Source organism: Xanthomonas sp. DAR 80977 (assembly GCF_041240605.1).
In the GTDB taxonomy this organism is placed as follows: Bacteria; Pseudomonadota; Gammaproteobacteria; order Xanthomonadales; family Xanthomonadaceae; genus Xanthomonas_A; species Xanthomonas_A bundabergensis.
In genome coordinates, this window is record NZ_CP162487.1 from 1,969,591 (window position 1) to 1,985,068 (window position 15,478).

Annotated in this window: 12 protein-coding genes and 1 pseudogene; 6 read left to right on the forward strand and 7 right to left on the reverse strand. The window is 70.6% G+C overall.

The window, feature by feature from the left end:
* Window positions 1-130 precede the first annotated feature (130 nt).
* From rpsB to AB3X10_RS08365, 7 genes are all read right to left on the reverse strand, one after another.
* On the reverse strand, window positions 131-928 hold the full coding sequence (rpsB, locus tag AB3X10_RS08335; protein WP_369980669.1) for a 30S ribosomal protein S2: 798 nt from the start codon (window positions 926-928) through the stop codon (window positions 131-133).
* A gap of 283 nt (window positions 929-1,211) precedes the next feature.
* Window positions 1,212-1,925, reverse strand: a complete 714-nt coding sequence (locus tag AB3X10_RS08340; protein WP_369980671.1) for a molecular chaperone — start codon at window positions 1,923-1,925, stop codon at window positions 1,212-1,214.
* Entirely contained in the window at window positions 1,926-2,252 is a 327-nt protein-coding gene (locus AB3X10_RS08345) for a hypothetical protein (RefSeq protein ID WP_369980673.1), read from the reverse strand. It lies immediately after the preceding gene.
* Window positions 2,253-2,331: 79 nt separating this feature from the next.
* The gene (locus AB3X10_RS08350; RefSeq protein ID WP_369980675.1) at window positions 2,332-3,348 is read right to left on the reverse strand and encodes a spore coat U domain-containing protein; all 1,017 of its coding nucleotides are present in this window, start codon (window positions 3,346-3,348) and stop codon (window positions 2,332-2,334) included.
* Complete coding sequence (locus AB3X10_RS08355; RefSeq protein WP_369980677.1) at window positions 3,345-5,699, reverse strand: fimbria/pilus outer membrane usher protein; 2,355 nt, start codon at window positions 5,697-5,699, stop codon at window positions 3,345-3,347. The genes AB3X10_RS08350 and AB3X10_RS08355 overlap by 4 nt, the downstream gene beginning before the upstream one ends.
* Complete coding sequence (locus tag AB3X10_RS08360) at window positions 5,662-6,402, reverse strand: molecular chaperone (protein ID WP_369980679.1); 741 nt, start codon at window positions 6,400-6,402, stop codon at window positions 5,662-5,664. The genes AB3X10_RS08355 and AB3X10_RS08360 overlap by 38 nt, the downstream gene beginning before the upstream one ends.
* Window positions 6,403-6,414: 12 nt before the next feature.
* Window positions 6,415-6,918 (reverse strand): spore coat U domain-containing protein, encoded by a 504-nt coding sequence (locus tag AB3X10_RS08365; protein WP_369980681.1) that lies wholly within the window; start codon window positions 6,916-6,918, stop codon window positions 6,415-6,417.
* 226 nt (window positions 6,919-7,144) lie between these two features.
* Between AB3X10_RS08365 and map the strand changes: the two genes are divergently transcribed.
* The 6 genes and pseudogenes from map to asnB all read left to right on the forward strand — a co-directional run bounded on the left by map (window position 7,145) and on the right by asnB (window position 15,417).
* A complete protein-coding gene (gene map, locus AB3X10_RS08370) occupies window positions 7,145-7,921 on the forward strand; it encodes a type I methionyl aminopeptidase (RefSeq protein ID WP_369980683.1) in 777 nt (258 codons plus the stop codon).
* A 29-nt stretch (window positions 7,922-7,950) separates the two neighbouring features.
* Window positions 7,951-10,560, forward strand: coding sequence for a [protein-PII] uridylyltransferase (locus AB3X10_RS08375; RefSeq protein ID WP_369981728.1), 2,610 nt, complete (start codon window positions 7,951-7,953; stop codon window positions 10,558-10,560).
* Between the two features lie 35 nt (window positions 10,561-10,595).
* Window positions 10,596-11,564, forward strand: a pseudogene (dapD, locus tag AB3X10_RS08380) (2,3,4,5-tetrahydropyridine-2,6-dicarboxylate N-succinyltransferase); the annotation flags it as partial.
* Window positions 11,565-11,805: 241 nt separating this feature from the next.
* Window positions 11,806-12,162, forward strand: a complete 357-nt coding sequence (locus AB3X10_RS08385; RefSeq protein WP_369980685.1) for an arsenate reductase — start codon at window positions 11,806-11,808, stop codon at window positions 12,160-12,162.
* 157 nt (window positions 12,163-12,319) lie between these two features.
* Window positions 12,320-13,447 carry a succinyl-diaminopimelate desuccinylase gene (gene dapE / locus AB3X10_RS08390; protein ID WP_369980687.1) on the forward strand — a complete coding sequence of 376 codons (1,128 nt, stop codon included), beginning with the start codon at window positions 12,320-12,322 and terminating at the stop codon, window positions 13,445-13,447.
* Between the two features lie 275 nt (window positions 13,448-13,722).
* Window positions 13,723-15,417, forward strand: coding sequence for an asparagine synthase B (gene asnB / locus AB3X10_RS08395; RefSeq protein WP_369980688.1), 1,695 nt, complete (start codon window positions 13,723-13,725; stop codon window positions 15,415-15,417).
* Window positions 15,418-15,478: the final 61 nt, after the last annotated feature.

Here is a 15,478-nt window from a genome sequence, read left to right on the forward strand (position 1 = left end):
GGTGGGAAAGGGCCGGCTTGCGGCCGGCCGGTATTCTGGGAAACGGGCGCTTGCGGCGCCCGCTGACCCGGGCGCGCGGCGCGCGCCGGGCGGCGACTGCGCATGCTCGCGCAATCGCATGGCGCGCCGGTTACTCGGCGGCGGGAGCGGCTTCTTCGGCCTTCTTGCCGTTCTTGCGCGGGCCGCGGCCCTTGTCGTCGCCGGCTTCGCTGAACTCTTCCTCGCGCACGCTGGCGGCGTTCGGCGCGGCGGCCTTGCCTTCCAGCACGGCGTCGGCGGCGGCGCGCGCGTACAGCTGCACGGCACGGATGGCGTCGTCGTTGCCCGGGATGGCGTAGTCCACCAGTTCCGGGTTGTAGTTGGTGTCGACCACCGCGATCACCGGGATGCCGAGCTTCTTGGCTTCCTTGATGGCGATGTCTTCATGGCCGATGTCGATGACGAACAGCGCGTCGGGCAGGCGGTTCATTTCCTTGATGCCGCCCAGCGAGGCCTGCAGCTTGTCGCGCTCGCGGCGCAGGGTCAGCACTTCGTGCTTGACCAGCTTGTCGAAGGTGCCGTCGGTTTCGGCCGATTCCAGCTCCTTCAGGCGCGCCACCGACTGCTTGACGGTGCGGAAATTGGTCAGCGTGCCGCCCAGCCAGCGCTGGGTCATGAACGGCTGGCCGCAACGCTCGGCTTCTTCCTTCACCGAGTCGCGTGCGCTGCGCTTGGTGCCCAGGAACAGGATGGTGCCGCGCTTCTGCGCGACGCTGGAGATGAAGTTCATCGCGTCGTTGAACAGCGGAACCGTCTTCTCGAGGTTGATGATGTGGATCTTGCCGCGCGCGCCGAAGATGTACGGCGCCATCTTGGGGTTCCAGTAGCGGGTCTGGTGGCCGAAGTGGACGCCGGCTTCCAGCATCTGACGCATGGTGACTTGGGGCATTGCAGTGACTCCTGATGGGGAACCGGCCGTGCGCAGGCGGTTTGGGTGAAGTCCGCGCATGGACATGCAGGCCCTTGCGGGGCGTGCACGACGGTTCCGGGGTTGGGCCTCCCTGCGGCCTCCGTGACCGAACTCCTCGCGGAGCACCCCGGCACGGGCGATGGCAGCAGGTGTGGATTCGCCGGTGCGTCCGGCGTGGACGGTTCGCTGGCCCGGGCGGGCGCAACAAAGCAGCGGAACTATAGCTGGCCGCGGCCGGCGGTGCAAATCCAGGCGCGCCGGGTCATTCGGCCGGCAGCGCCTGCAGGTCGGGGTTGCCGTCGAGGCGGGCGGCGAAATGGCCGCCGCGCGCGTTGCCGAGCTCGGCCGGCAGCGGCCAGCGCTTCTGTTCCCCGGCCAGCACGTAGCCGGCCAGGTTGTGGAACAGGGTCTGCTGGCGGCCGTCGGCGCCGACGAAGCTCAGGTCGCTCAGCCGCGCGTGCGCGGTGCCGCGATTGCGCACCTGCAGTTCCTGGCCGTAGGCGCCGGCGACCAGGCTGACGCTGAGCGTGGCGGCCGGCGCGGCGCCGGGTGCGGACAGGAACACCGGGGTGGAGTAGCGCAGCAGCAGGCGCGGGTCGGCGGGTCCGCTGTCCGCGGCCGGGCGTTCCTCCAGCACCAGGCGGTAGGCGAGCTCGCGCTCGGTCGCGGCCGGCCCGGTGCGCACCACCCGCAGCAGTTGCCGCCCCTGCGCGGGGATGTCGATCAGGCGCGGGCTGAGCTGGACCTCGTCGGTTTCCAGCAGCCGGTCCATTCCCTCGGTCTGACGCCAACGAAACAGCTGGGCCTGCGCCTGCCAGGGCCGGTCCTGGGTGTTGTTCAGCCAGATCTCGGCGGTCTGCGCGCCGGGTGCGATCTGCACGATGGTCGGGCTGATGCGCACGCCGGCGGCCGCGGCCATGCCCGGCAGCAGCGCCAGCAGCAGGCCGGCGATCCGTGCGCGACGGCGCCCGCCCATCTAGAACGCGACCGTGGCGTAACGCGCATCCCGGCGCGGCAGCCCGTCGGCCAGGCTCAGGCTCAGCGCCAGCGCGCCGGACGCGCTGGGCGCGGCGGCACCGTCGATGCTGACCTGGTAGGGCAAGGGGCGGGTGCAGGCCACCTGCGCGGCGACGGCGCCGGGCTGGTTGCGCTCGGCGGTGCTGATCTCGCAGCTGCGCTGCAGGCGGATGCCGACCCGGAACGCCGTGCTTTCGTTGGCGGCGATGTTCTGCGCCGCCGCGTCCGCGCAGACGGCACAAATGCTCGCGAGCAGCAGCGATTGCATGAACGGTCTGGCGGTCATGTTGGTATTCCCAGGAGGATGCGACAGATAACGGCGTGCCGTGCGGCAACTTTACCGCGTCCGCGCCCGCGTTTAGCCCTCAGTAGGTCACCGTCACCTTGACCACGTCGCTGTAGCTGCCCGGGGGCGGAGTCTGCGCGGCCGGGACCTGGCCGTACAGGGTCAGCGACTGGGTGCTGCCGGTGCCGGTGCCGGTCTGGGTGTCGCTGTTGAGGGTGCTGCCCCAGCGCTGGCTGCGCGCCGCGTCGCGGTACAGCTCGTAGCGCAGGTACTGGCCGGCGGCGTTGCGCATGCGCCGGATGTTGCCGCTGGCGTACTGGCCGTTGTCCAGGCTGACCTGCCAGGCGGTGCGCCGGCGGCAGTTCATGCTCAGCGCGGTGGTGTAGTTCAGCGCGGTATCGACCAGGCCGGAGTGGCTGCCGAAGTCCAGGTCGGCGATGCTGGCGATGGTGCAGACCGGGGCCACGTTGGCCGAACTGACGAACGGGAACTGCGCCGCGGTGGCGCCGCCGGTGCCGCCGGTGGTGCAGGAGGCGGGCATGCTCGCCGGGGTGCCGATCAGCGGTTCGTCGTAGCGGTACTGCAGGTTGGTGTAGACCCCGCTGAAGCTGTTCTGGTACAGCCCGGTGGCGATGCCGCTCTGCAGCGGGACGCGCCCATAGATGGTGTAGCTGGCGCTGCCGCTGCCGCCGGTCAGCAGCGAGGAATAGGTCAGGTCCACCTGCAATGGCGTGGAGGCGTTCAGCGCGCTGCCCCAGATCAGGCTGCGGGCGCTGTCGCGGTACAGCTGGAAGCCGAGACTGTCGCTGAGCGGATTGAGCATGCGCCGTGGCGCGATGCCCAGGCCGCCGCCCTGCGCGCCCTCGCCGATGTTCAGGCACATGCGCACGTAGATGGTGCCGAGGATGCTGAGCGCGCCGGTCTGGCAGGTGACGGTGATCTGCGCGGTGCTGTCGGTGGCCGCGCTGTTGGAGACGTTGCCGAAGTCCAGCGCGGTGGTCACCGCCGTGCAGGTGGTGGTGGCATCGGCGCGCAGCGGCGCCAGCGCCGCGGCCAGCGCCAGCAGGACGCCGCAGCGCCACGCGGCGCCGCTCATGGCGCCGGCCCGGCGCTGCAGCGCAGCGGCCCCAGGCGCGCCGGGCGCCGCTGCGGGGTGTGCTCGATGCGGACCGTGCAGCTGCCGGCGGCCGTGTCCACCTGCAGCGCGTTGCCGCCGATCTTCAGGCCTTCCAGGTAGGCCTCGCCGTCGTAGCCGACCACCGCGTCGATGCCCGGGCCGCGTACCCGGCTGCCGACCGGCAGCGGCGCGTCCTGGGCGTCGTGCAATTGCACCAGCACGCCGTCGCTGGTGCGGATCGGGAACTCCACCACCACGCCGGTGCGGTCGCGCGGCACCACGATCTGGTCGACCCGTTCCGGCCGCATCTGCGGCGGCAGCCGCATCGGATCGATCGACACCTGGTTGTGCTGCCAGCCCATCAGCGGGGTGATCAGCAGGAAGCCGCGCGCGTCGGTGCTGCCGATCGGGCGGTTCTCCAGCAGCACCGGCACGTCGGCCACGCCGCCGGTGGAGACCAGGGCGAAGGCCTGGTCGAGATCGCGGCCGGGGAACCAGCCGCCGCCGATCCAGGCCAGGCCGCCGGAGGCTTCGGCATAGCCGTAGCCCTGGCCGCCGTAGCTGGCCAGCCCGGCGGCGTAGCGCGCGTTGTCGCGCCGCCAGGTGGCCTCGGCCAGGCCGCCGGCGCTGTCCTGGCCGCTGCGCGCCTGCACCCGCCAGCCGCTGCCGCCGTCGGCGGGAGCCGAGCGGCTGAGGTCGGCGGCGACGCTGAGGCGCTCGCCGACCCGCTGCAGCGCGACGCTGGCCTGGCGCGCGCCGTCGAGCGCGATCGACCAGCCCAGGTACATGCTGCGGTCGCTGGCCTGGTCCAGGTTCTGGTTGACGCTCAGGTTCAGCGAGGATTGCCACGGCAGCGCCCGGGTCCAGAACAGGCTGGCATAGCGCAGGTCGCCGCTGTCGGGATAGGACAGCCGCACATAGCTCATCGACAGGTTGCCGACCTGGTCCCAGCTGACCCCGGCCAGCGCGCGTTCGCTGATCCGCGGCGGCGGCGCGCCGTACTGCGAGGCCACGTCGCGATAGCCGCGCTGCGCGCGCTGGGTGTCCATCGAGACGTTGAAGCGGCCGTTGTTCCAGCGGTAGCTGAGCGCGTACTGGCGGCCGCTGAGGCCATTGCCCTGGCTGTGCGCCAGCGACGCGCCGACCACCCCGGCGCGCGGCAGCAGCCACACCCCGCCGGCGCCGGCGTTGCGCACGCCGGCACCGGCCTCGGCGTGCGCCTCGGCGGTGAAGCGGGCGCTGACCCCGCGGCGCCAGCTGGCGCTGCCGACGGTGTCGCCGGCATAGTCGAAGGTGTCGCTGCCGTAGCCCTCGCGGACCCGGCCCAGCGCCAGCGACCAGTCGTCCAGGCCATCGGCCAGCAGGTCCTGGGTGGCGTAGAACGGGAACTCGACCGAACGGCTGCGGCCGTAGGCGTCGGTGATCACCAGCTGCGCGTTGCCGGCGCCGTCCACGCCGGGCGCCGCCGACAGCTGGAACGGCCCGGCCGGCAACTCCGAGCCGTACTGGCGGATGCCGTTGACGTACAGGTCCACGCTCGACGGCACGGTCACTTCGCCGAGGAATTCCGGCAGCGGCGTGGTCACCCGGTATGGCTGCAGGCCGAAATCGCGGCCCACCCGCACCCCGCCCAGGCGCAGCGCGCGGCTCCAGCTGGTGCTGCTGCTCAGGGTGTCGCCGAGCACCACGCTGGTCATGCGGTCGGGCAGCGACCACTGCCATTGCGTGTCCAGGCGGATCGCCTGGCTGCGCCAGTCGCGCCGAGGTTCGCGGTACAGGCGGGTGACGAAGGACTGGCGGAACATGGCGCTGCCGAGCAGGCCGCTGCCCAGGCCGAAGGCGCGCAATTCGCCGGTCGCGGTGAGGTTGCTGGCGCTGCCCTGGTGGCTGGCGTACAGGTCGTAGTCCAGCAGCGCGCCGGGCGAACTGGTCGCCGGCAGCGCCGGGCCGCCGCCCTGCGCGTCGATGCGGGTCAGCGGCACGTCGAGCAGCGCCACCGGCGCATCGATCGCCAGTTGCTGCAGGCTGGCGTCGTAGCGGTAGCGCACCCCGTCCAGGGTTTCCAGGGCGATCGCCGTGGCGGCGTCGCCGGCGTCGATGCGCAGGCCCAGTTGGCGCAGCGTGGCGGCATCGGCGAGCATGCGCGTGCCGTCATGCTGGAAGCGGAACAGGCCTGGCTTGCGGGTCTCGTTCAGGGTGACCTCCAGGTACAGCGTTTCCTGCGCGGACCGCGGTTCGACAGGCTGCGCGGCGGCCAGTGGCGTTGCGCTCGCCGACAGCGCCAGCAGCAGTTCAAGGAGCCTGTGCTTCCAACGCAAGCGACTGAGCAAGGGGCTCACCGTTGATCGTGGCCTTGAACGTGCCATCGGCACGCGCCAGCGCAGGAGGGAGCGGCCAGCGCTTGCGTTGGCCCGGCAGGACGTAGCCGGCCAGGCCGTCGGCGATCGCGGCACGGGTGCCGTCGCTGGCGACGAAATGCAGGTCCACCAGTTGCGCGTGCTCGCTGCCCTGGTTCACGACCTCCAGGGCCGGCGCGGCGGCGTCGCGGATCAGCCTGGCCTGCAGCGCGGGGGCCGCGGCGACCGCCGGCTTGACGAAGATGGGCACCGAGTAGCGCAGCACGAACTGCAGGCCGGCCGCGCTGCCGGCGGCGGCATCCGCAGACGGCAGTTCGTCGACCAGCACCCGGTAGGTGTCCTCGGTGGTGCTGGGCGCATCGTCCAGGCGGATGATGCGCACCAGTTGTCGCGAGTGCGGCGCCAGTTGCAGCATCGGCGGGCTGATCGCGATCCTGTCGCTGGCTTCGAGCAGGTCCTCGCCGTCGCGCTGGCGCCAGCGGAATACCCGCACCTGCGCCTGCAGCGGCGTGTCGCCGCTGTTGCTCAGCCACAGGCCCTGCGCCGCCTCTTCCGCGGTCAGCTGCACCGAGGTCGGCGCGACCTGCAGGCTGGCGGCATGGGCCGCCAGGCTCGCCGCCAGCCACAGGGCCGCGGCGATCGACAGGCGCGAAGCGAAGGATCGGTGCAGGGACATGGGGCGCTCCGGTTACCAGGTGACGGTGGCGGTGACGACGTCGCTGTACGAACCGGCAGGGTAATTGGTGCTTGCGACCTGGCCGTAGACGACCAGTGGTTGCACCGCACCATTGCCGGTGCCGGCCTGGGTGTCGCTGCCGATGGTCGAGCCCCAGTTCTGGGTACGCGCCGAGTTGCGGTACAGGGCGTACGGCACGCGTGCGGTATTGCCCGCATCGGCGCTGCCCATGGTGCGCGAGGTCACCGTCGCGCCGGAGCCGCTGCCGGCGTTGAGCGCGATGTTGTACGGGGTGCCCGAGGTGCAGCGCACGTTCAAGGTACCGGTGCTGTTGATCGAGGTCTGGGTCGAGTTGACGCTGCCGAAATCGACGTCGGTGGGGGCGGTCTGGATGTCGCAGACGCTGGTGATCTGGATCTTGACGTTGAAGGTGCGCGAATCGGTCTGGGCGTAGGCCACGCCGGTTCCGGCGGCGAGCAGCGCGAGGATGGCGAGTGCACGGTGGAAAGCTTGCATGGGGTGAGGCTCTTCGGAATGACGGAGTCCGTCGGTGCCCGAGCCAATGCAAAGTGTGGGCCAGCGCACATATTTCTGGATGCGCATCTAGTTTTTGGACTTGATGACAACCCCGGTTTCGCCGGTTGAATTTTGTGAAGGCGGTAGGGTGGCGGCCCGGTGCCGAAAAACCGGCGGTATCCACGGGCGCGTTCAGGAAAGCCCCGAATGAGCGATAATGGCGGGTATGACCGTCAATCTGAAAACTCCCCAGGACATCGAGAAGATGCGCATCGCCGGCCGTCTGGCCGCCGAGGTGCTCGACATTATCGGGCCGCATGTGAAGCCCGGTGTCACCACCGCCGAGCTCGACCGCATCTGCCACGACCACATCATCAAGGTGCAGCAGGCGGTGCCGGCCAACGTCGGCTACCGCGGCTACCCGAAGACGGTGTGCAGCTCGGTGAACAACGTGATCTGCCACGGCATCCCCAGCGACAGCAAGGTGCTGAAGGACGGCGACATCGTCAATATCGACGTCACCGTGATCAAGGACGGCTGGCATGGCGACACCAGCCGCATGTACTACGTCGGCACCCCGTCGGTGATGGCGCGGCGCCTGGTCGAGGCGACCTACGAGGCGATGTGGCGCGGCATCCGCGCGGTGCGCCCCGGCGCCACGCTCGGCGACGTCGGCCACGCGATCCAGCAGTACGCCGAGGGCCAGCGGTTCAGCGTGGTGCGCGAGTACTGCGGCCACGGCATCGGCAAGGTCTACCACGACGAACCGCAGGTGCTGCACTACGGCCGTCCCGGCGAGGGCCTGGTGCTGAAGCAGGGCATGACCTTCACCATCGAGCCGATGATCAACGAAGGCTCGCGCTTCACCCGCGTGCTGCCCGACGGTTGGACCGTGGTGACCAAGGACCGCAAGCTGTCGGCGCAGTGGGAGCACATGATCGCGGTCACCGAGGACGGCGTGGAAGTGCTGACCCTGTCGCCCGGCGGCCTCGGCGAGCCGTGAGCCTGCTGCAGGCCGGTGCCGATGCCGGCATGCCCGACGACGCGGCCGTCGACGATGCGCAGTGGGCCGCCGCGGCCCGGCAATTGCTGCTCCAGGCCGACGCGCGGCTGTGCAAGCGCTTCGACCAGGGCGACGACATCGACCGCCTGCTGGCGCTGCGCGCGCGCGCGCTGGACCAACTGATCCGGCATGCCTGGAGCCGCTGCCTGCCGCGCGACGCCGGGCTGGCGCTGTACGCGGTCGGCGGCTACGGCCGTGGCGAGCTGTTCCCGCATTCGGACATCGACCTGCTGGTGCTCGGCGAGGCCGAGCAGCAGCGTGCCCACGAGCAGGCGCTGGCGCGTTTGTTCGCGCTGCTCTGGCACGCCGGCGTGCCGGTCAGCCACGCGGTGCGCTCGGCCGCGCAGTGCACCGCCGCCTGCGCCGACCAGACCGTGCTGACCGCGCTGATCGAGGCGCGCCCGCTGCTGGCCGACGCCGCGGCGCGGGCGTCGCTGGCCGCGGCGATCGCGCCGCAGCAGGTGTGGCCGCCGCGCGATTTCTTCCTGGCCAAGCGCGAGGAACTGCAGACCCGCCACCAGCGCTTCGGCGATACCGCCGACAACCTGGAACCGGACATCAAGGACGGCCCGGGCGGCCTGCGCGACCTGCATACGCTGGGCTGGATGGCGCTGCGCGCGTTCGGCGTGCGCGACCTGGAAGCGCTGGTCGGGCTCGGCCACGTCGGCGGCGACGAGGCCGCGGCGTTGCGCCGCGAACGCCGCGAACTGGCGCGGCTGCGCTACGGCCTGCACCTGGTCGCCAACCGCCCGGAGGAGCGCCTGCGCTTCGACTACCAGAAGACCCTGGCGCAGCGGCTGGGCTTCTCCGACGACCCCGAGAGCCTGGGCGTGGAGAAGATGATGCAGCGCTTCTACCGCAGCGCCGCGATCGTGCGCCGGCTCAGCGACCGGCTGCTGCAGCGTTTCGAGGAGCAGTTCGACGGCGAAGCGCAGCCGCAGCCGCTGGGCGCCGGCTTCTCGCTGCGCCGCGGCTACCTGGCCGCCGATGCCGAGGGCTGGCCGCAGGCCGATCCGGTGCAGGTGTTCGCGCTGTTCGCGATCTGGGCCGCGCACGGCGAGGTGCGCGGCCTGCACTCGCTGACCGCGCGCGCGCTGGCCGAGGCGCTGCCGCAGCTGCCCGCCTACGACAGCGCCGGCGCGCTGGCGCGCGAGCGCTTCCTGGCCCTGCTGCGCGGTCCGCGCGCGGTGCAGACGCTGACCCGGATGGCGCGGCTGGGCGTGCTCGGGCAATGGATCCCGGCGTTCGCGCAGGTGTCCGGGCGCATGCAGTTCGACCTGTTCCATGTGTACACGGTGGACCAGCACACGCTGATGGTGCTGAAGAACATCGCGGTGTTCGCCAGCGCGCGCGCCGACGACCGCTTCTCGATCGCGCACGAGGTGTGGCCGCGGCTGCGCAAGCCGGAGCTGCTGCTGCTGGCCGGGCTGTTCCACGACATCGCCAAGGGCCGCGGCGGCGACCATTCCGAACTCGGCGCGGTCGATGCGCGCGCGTTCTGCGCCATCCACGGGCTCAGCGCCGCCGATACCGAGCTGGTGGTGTGGCTGGTCGAGCAGCACCTGCGCATGTCGGTGACCGCGCAGAAGCAGGACATTTCCGATGCCGAAGTGATCCACCGCTTCGCCACCCTGGTCGGCGACCGCGAGCGCCTGGACTATCTGTACCTGCTGACCTGCGCCGACATCGCCGGCACCAGCCCCAAGCTGTGGAATGCGTGGAAGGACCGCCTGCTGGCCGACCTGTACTTCGCCGCGCGGCGCGCGCTGCGCGAAGGCCTGGAGCATCCGCGGCCGGTCGCCGAGCGCGTGCAGGAGGCGCGCGAGGCCACCCGCGCGCTGATGCACATCCAGGGCCACGACGACGCGGTCATCGACCGCCAGTTCGCCGGCATGCCGGACGAGAGCTTCCTGCGTTTCCGCCCCGAGCAGCTGGCCTGGCAGGCGAGTTCGCTGATGGAAGTGGAGCTGGGCGGCACCCTGGTCAAGGTGCGCCCGGTCACGCCCGACGACGCCGCGCTGGAAGTGTTCGTGTATTCGCCGGACCGCGACGGCCTGTTCGCCGCCATCGTGATGACCCTGGACCGGCTCGGCTACGGCATCCACCGCGCCCGCGTGCTCGATGCGCCGCACGGGGCGATCTTCGATACCTTCGAGGTGATGCCGGCCGATGCCTTCGCCAGCGGCGACACCGCGCAGCTGGAAGCGGCGTTGCGCGAGGCGCTGAGCGGCGACCTGACCCGGCTGCGCCCGGCGCGGCGCGTGGTGCCGCGGCAACTGCGGCATTTCCGCTTCGCGCCGCGCATCGAATTCCGCGAGAGCGTGGACGGCCGCCGCACCCGCCTGAGCCTGGTCGCGCCGGACCGGCCCGGCCTGCTGTCGAACGTGGCGCAGGTGCTGCGCCGCCAGCAGCTGCGCGTGCACGACGCGCGCATCGCCACCTTCGGCGAGCGCGCCGAGGATCTGTTCCAGATCACCGACGAGCACAACCTGCCGTTGCCCGAATCCTCCCGCCAGGCGCTGCACGCCGCACTGCAGGCCTGCCTGGACCCCGATACCCCGCCTGGAGAATCACGCTAATGGCCACCAAGAAGCCTTCCGCCGGCAAGAAGCCCGCTGCCCCCAAGCCCGCCGCCAGGAAGGCCCCCGCGAAGAAGGCCGCGGTCAAGACCGTCGCCGCCGCCGCCAAGCCCGCCGCCGCGCCGAAGCCGGCGGCCAGGCCGGTGCGCGCCAAGCCGGCCGCCGGCCCCAGCGCCGACGAGCTGAAGTTCACCATCGACAGCGCCTTCGAACGCCGCGCCGCATTGACCCTGGACGAGATCGAAGGCTCGACCCGGCCGGTGGTCAACCGCGTCATCGACGGCCTGGAAACCGGCGAGTTCCGCGTCGCCGAGCCCGACGGACACGGCGGCTGGAAGGTCAACGAGTGGCTGAAGAAGGCGGTGCTGCTGTACTTTCGGGTCAACGAGATGGCCGTGGTCGAGGCGCAGCCGGCGCCGTTCTGGGACAAGGTGGAGTCGCGCTTCGCCGGCTACCACGAGGCCGAGTTCCGCAAGGCCGGCGTGCGCGTGGTGCCGGGCGCGATCGCGCGCCGCGGCAGCTACTTCGGCAAGGACGTGGTGCTGATGCCGAGCTTCACCAACATCGGCGCGCACGTGGGCGAGGGCACCATGGTCGATACCTGGGCCACGGTGGGCTCGTGCGCGCAGATCGGCAAGCATTGTCACCTGTCCGGCGGCGCCGGCATCGGCGGCGTGCTCGAGCCGCTGCAGGCCGGGCCGACCATCATCGAGGACCACTGCTTCGTCGGCGCGCGTTCGGAAGTGGTGGAAGGCGTGGTCGTCGGCCACCACAGCGTGATCGGCATGGGTGTGTTCATCGGCCAGAGCACGCGCATCTACAACCGCGCCACCGGCGAGGTGTCCTACGGCTACGTGCCGCCGTACAGCGTGGTGGTCTCCGGCCAGCTGCCGTCCAAGGATGGCTCGCACTCGCTGTACTGCGCGGTGATCGTCAAGCAGGTCGACGCCAAGACCCGCAGCAAGACCAGCGTCAACGACCTGTTGCGCGGCCTGGCCGATTGATTTTCCTTTTGATTTTCCTTCCCCCTCCGGGGGAAGGTGGCGCGCAGCGCCGGATGAGGGTACGTACGGAGCTGCGCGCTGTGACAGAAGCGCATCGCCAGGTGAGTCGCGACGTGCAAAGTCATGTGCACCCTACCGCCGCGATGCTACGCCCGTACCCTCACCCCAATCCCTCTCTCCCATGGGGACTTCCTCCGGTCGCCGACGGGAGAGGGGCTTACCGCTTGATGGGACATTTTCGATGACGACGTTGTACGGACTGAAGAACTGCGACACCTGCAAGAAGGCGACGAAATGGCTGGACCGCTTCGGCGTGGCCTACACCTTCGTCGACTACCGCGAGCACAAGCCCGATCCGGAGACCGTGCTGGCGTGGGCCGGCAAGGCTGGCGGCTTCGACGCGCTGGTCAACAAGTCCTCGACCACCTGGCGGCAGCTGCCGGACAACAAGAAGACGCCCGGTTCGGAGGCCGAATGGAAACTGCTGCTGCGCGAATATCCGCAACTGATCCGCCGGCCGGTGGTGCTCACCGACGACGGCCAGTTCAGCCAGGGCTTCTCGGACAACGGCTTCAAGCAGCGCTTCGGCGTGGGCTGAGCCAGTGGCGCCGCTGTTCGCTCCCTGTGGGAGCGGCTTCAGCCGCGACCGTACCGCCTCGGATTTCATCGAAACCCGGATCGAGCGCAGTTGCCGGCATGCCTGGCATCCTCCGTTCCTGTCGCGGCTGAAGCCGCCCCTACAGTGATTCCCCGCCATGACCGACGTCGTTGACCTCACCTGCGACCTGATCGCCCGCCCCTCGGTCACGCCCGACGACGCCGGCTGCCAGGACCTGATCGCGCAGCGGCTGGCACGTGCCGGCTTCGCCATCGAGCGGCTGCGCTTCGGCCAGGTCGACAACCTGTGGGCCACGCACGGCGGCGGCGCGCCGGTGCTGGCGCTGCTCGGCCATACCGACGTGGTGCCGCCGGGGCCGCGCGAGGCCTGGGCCAGCGATCCGTTCGTGCCGCAGATCCGCGACGGCGTGCTGTACGGGCGTGGCGCCGCCGACATGAAGAGCGGGGTGGCCGCGTTCGTGGTCGCCGCCGAGCAGTTCGTCGCCGCGCATCCTGACCATCCCGGCACGCTGGCGCTGCTGCTGACCTCCGACGAGGAGGGCGACGCGCTGGACGGCGTGCGCAAGGTCGCCGAGACCTTCCGCGCGCGCGGCGAGCGCATCGACTGGTGCATCACCGGCGAACCGTCCTCCACCGAGCGGCTCGGCGACCTGCTGCGCGTCGGCCGCCGCGGCAGCCTGTCGGCCACGCTGGCGGTGCAGGGCGTGCAGGGCCACGTGGCCTATCCGCACAAGGCGCGCAATCCGATCCACCTGGCCGCGCCGGCGCTGGCCGAGCTGGCCGCGCGGCACTGGGACGACGGCTACGAGAGCTTCCCGCCGACCAGCCTGCAGATCTCCAACCTGCATGCCGGCACCGGCGCCAACAACGTGATCCCCGGCGAGCTGCAGGTGGCCTTCAACCTGCGCTACAACCCGCACTGGGACGCGCCGCGGCTGGAAGCGGAGATCGCCGCGCTGCTCGACTGCCACGGCCTGGACTACACGCTGCGCTGGCACCGCAGCGGCGAGCCGTTCTACACCCCGGAAGGGCGCCTGCGCAGCGTCGCGCGCGAGGTGCTGGGCGCGTTCGCCGGCGCGGCGCCGGAGGAGAGCACCGGCGGCGGCACCTCCGACGCGCGCTTCATCGCGCCGCTGGGCGCGCAGTGCATCGAGGTCGGCCCGGTCAATGCCAGCATCCACCAGGTGGACGAGCATGTGCGCGTCGCCGACCTGGAGGCGCTGCCGGCGCTGTACCTGCGCCTGATCGAACGGTTGCTGTCGTAACAGTTGCGTCGCTGCGCCGGCCGGGTTACGTTCGCCGCATGACCTCGCTGTCCGCCCTCCGCCCGATCCACGCCAACGGCCGCAATAATGCGCTGGCGAATAATCGTGCGCGGCCGATGCGGGTCTGCGACTAGGCGCTACCGAAACACCACGCCCAGTATCCAGAAAACCCGCATCGGCCGATGCGGGTTTTTTTATGTGTGAGATTTTTCGCTGCATCGCGGTGCCGGCCGGCAACCGCTCCAGACCCCCACAAACCATCCAGGAGCTTTTCCATGTGTTCGATCTTCGGCATCTTCGGCCTGCAACCCGGCGACGACCTGCAGGCGCTGCGCCGGCAGGCGCTGGACTGCTCGCAGCGGCAGCGCCATCGCGGTCCGGACTGGAGCGGCGTGTATGTCGACGACGGCGCGATCCTGGTGCATGAGCGGCTGGCCATCGTCGATCCGGCCGGCGGCTCGCAGCCGCTGCTGTCCGAAGACGGGCAACTGGCGCTGGCGGTGAACGGCGAGATCTACAACCACCGCGAACTGAAGAAGCAGCTGGCGCAGCCCTACGCGTTCCAGACCGGCTCGGACTGCGAGGTGATCAACGCGCTGTACCGCGAGGACGCGCCGGCGGCGCTGCTCAACCGGCTCAACGGCATCTTCGCCTTCGCGCTGTGGGACAGGGCGGCCGGGCGCGTGCTGATCGCGCGCGATCCGATGGGCGTGTGCCCGCTGTACTGGGGCCAGGACCAGCAAGGCCGGCTGCGCGTGGCCTCGGAGATGAAGTCGCTGGCCGACAGCTGCGCCGACGTCGCCCAGTTCCCGCCCGGCCACTACTACGACAGCGCCAGCGGCGAACTCGTGCAGTACTACCGCAAGCCGTGGCGCGACTACGCCGCGGTGCAGGGCGTGGAAGTGAGCAAGCAGGAACTGCGCGAGGCCTTCGAGCGCGCCGTGCACCGCCAGCTGATGACCGACGTGCCGTACGGCGTGCTGCTGTCCGGCGGGCTGGATTCCTCGCTGGTCGCGGCGGTGGCGGCGCGTTTCGCGCGCAAGCGCATCGAGGACAACGACGAGGCCGAGGCCTGGTGGCCGCGCCTGCATTCGTTCGCGATCGGCCTGAAGGGCTCGCCCGACCTGGCCGCCGCGGCGATCGCCGCCGAGTCGCTGGGCACCGTGCACCACGGCTTCGAATACACCTTCGAGGAAGGCCTGGACGCATTGCCGGAAGTGATCCGGCACATCGAGACCTACGACGTCACCACCATCCGCGCCTCCACGCCGATGTTCCTGCTGGCGCGGCGGATCAAGGCGATGGGGGTGAAGATGGTGCTGTCCGGCGAGGGCAGCGACGAGATCTTCGGCGGCTACCTGTACTTCCACAAGGCGCCGAACGCGCGCGAGTTCCACGAGGAGCTGATCCGCAAGCTCGACGCGCTCTACAACTACGACTGCCTGCGCGCCAACAAGTCGATGATGGCCTGGGGCGTGGAGCCGCGCGTGCCGTTCCTGGACGTGGAGTTCCTGGACGTGGCGATGCGCATGGACGCGCAGCACAAGATGATCGACAAGACCAGCGGCGGCGCCACGCGCATGGAGAAGGGCGTGCTGCGCGCGGCCTTCGAAGGCTATCTGCCCGAGTCGATCCTGTGGCGGCAGAAGGAGCAGTTCAGCGACGGCGTGGGCTACGGCTGGATCGACGGGCTGAAGGCGCATGCCGAGGCGCAGGTCAGCGACCGCGAACTGGCCGCGGCCGACAAGCGCTTCCCGGTGAACCCGCCGCAGACCAAGGAAGCCTATTACTACCGCACGCTGTTCGAGCGCGCGTTCCCCACGCCGGCGGCGGCCGAGACCGTGCCCGGCGGCAAGTCGATCGCCTGTTCCTCGCCGGCGGCGATCGCCTGGGATGCGAGCTTCGCCAACGCCGCCGACCCATCCGGGCGCGCGGTGGCCGGGGTGCACGCGCAGGCGCTGGGGGCGTGAACCCGCGCGTAGCGCCGGCGACGCGCCGGCGCTACGCGGCAGCGGCAGTGCCTGGTGGCGG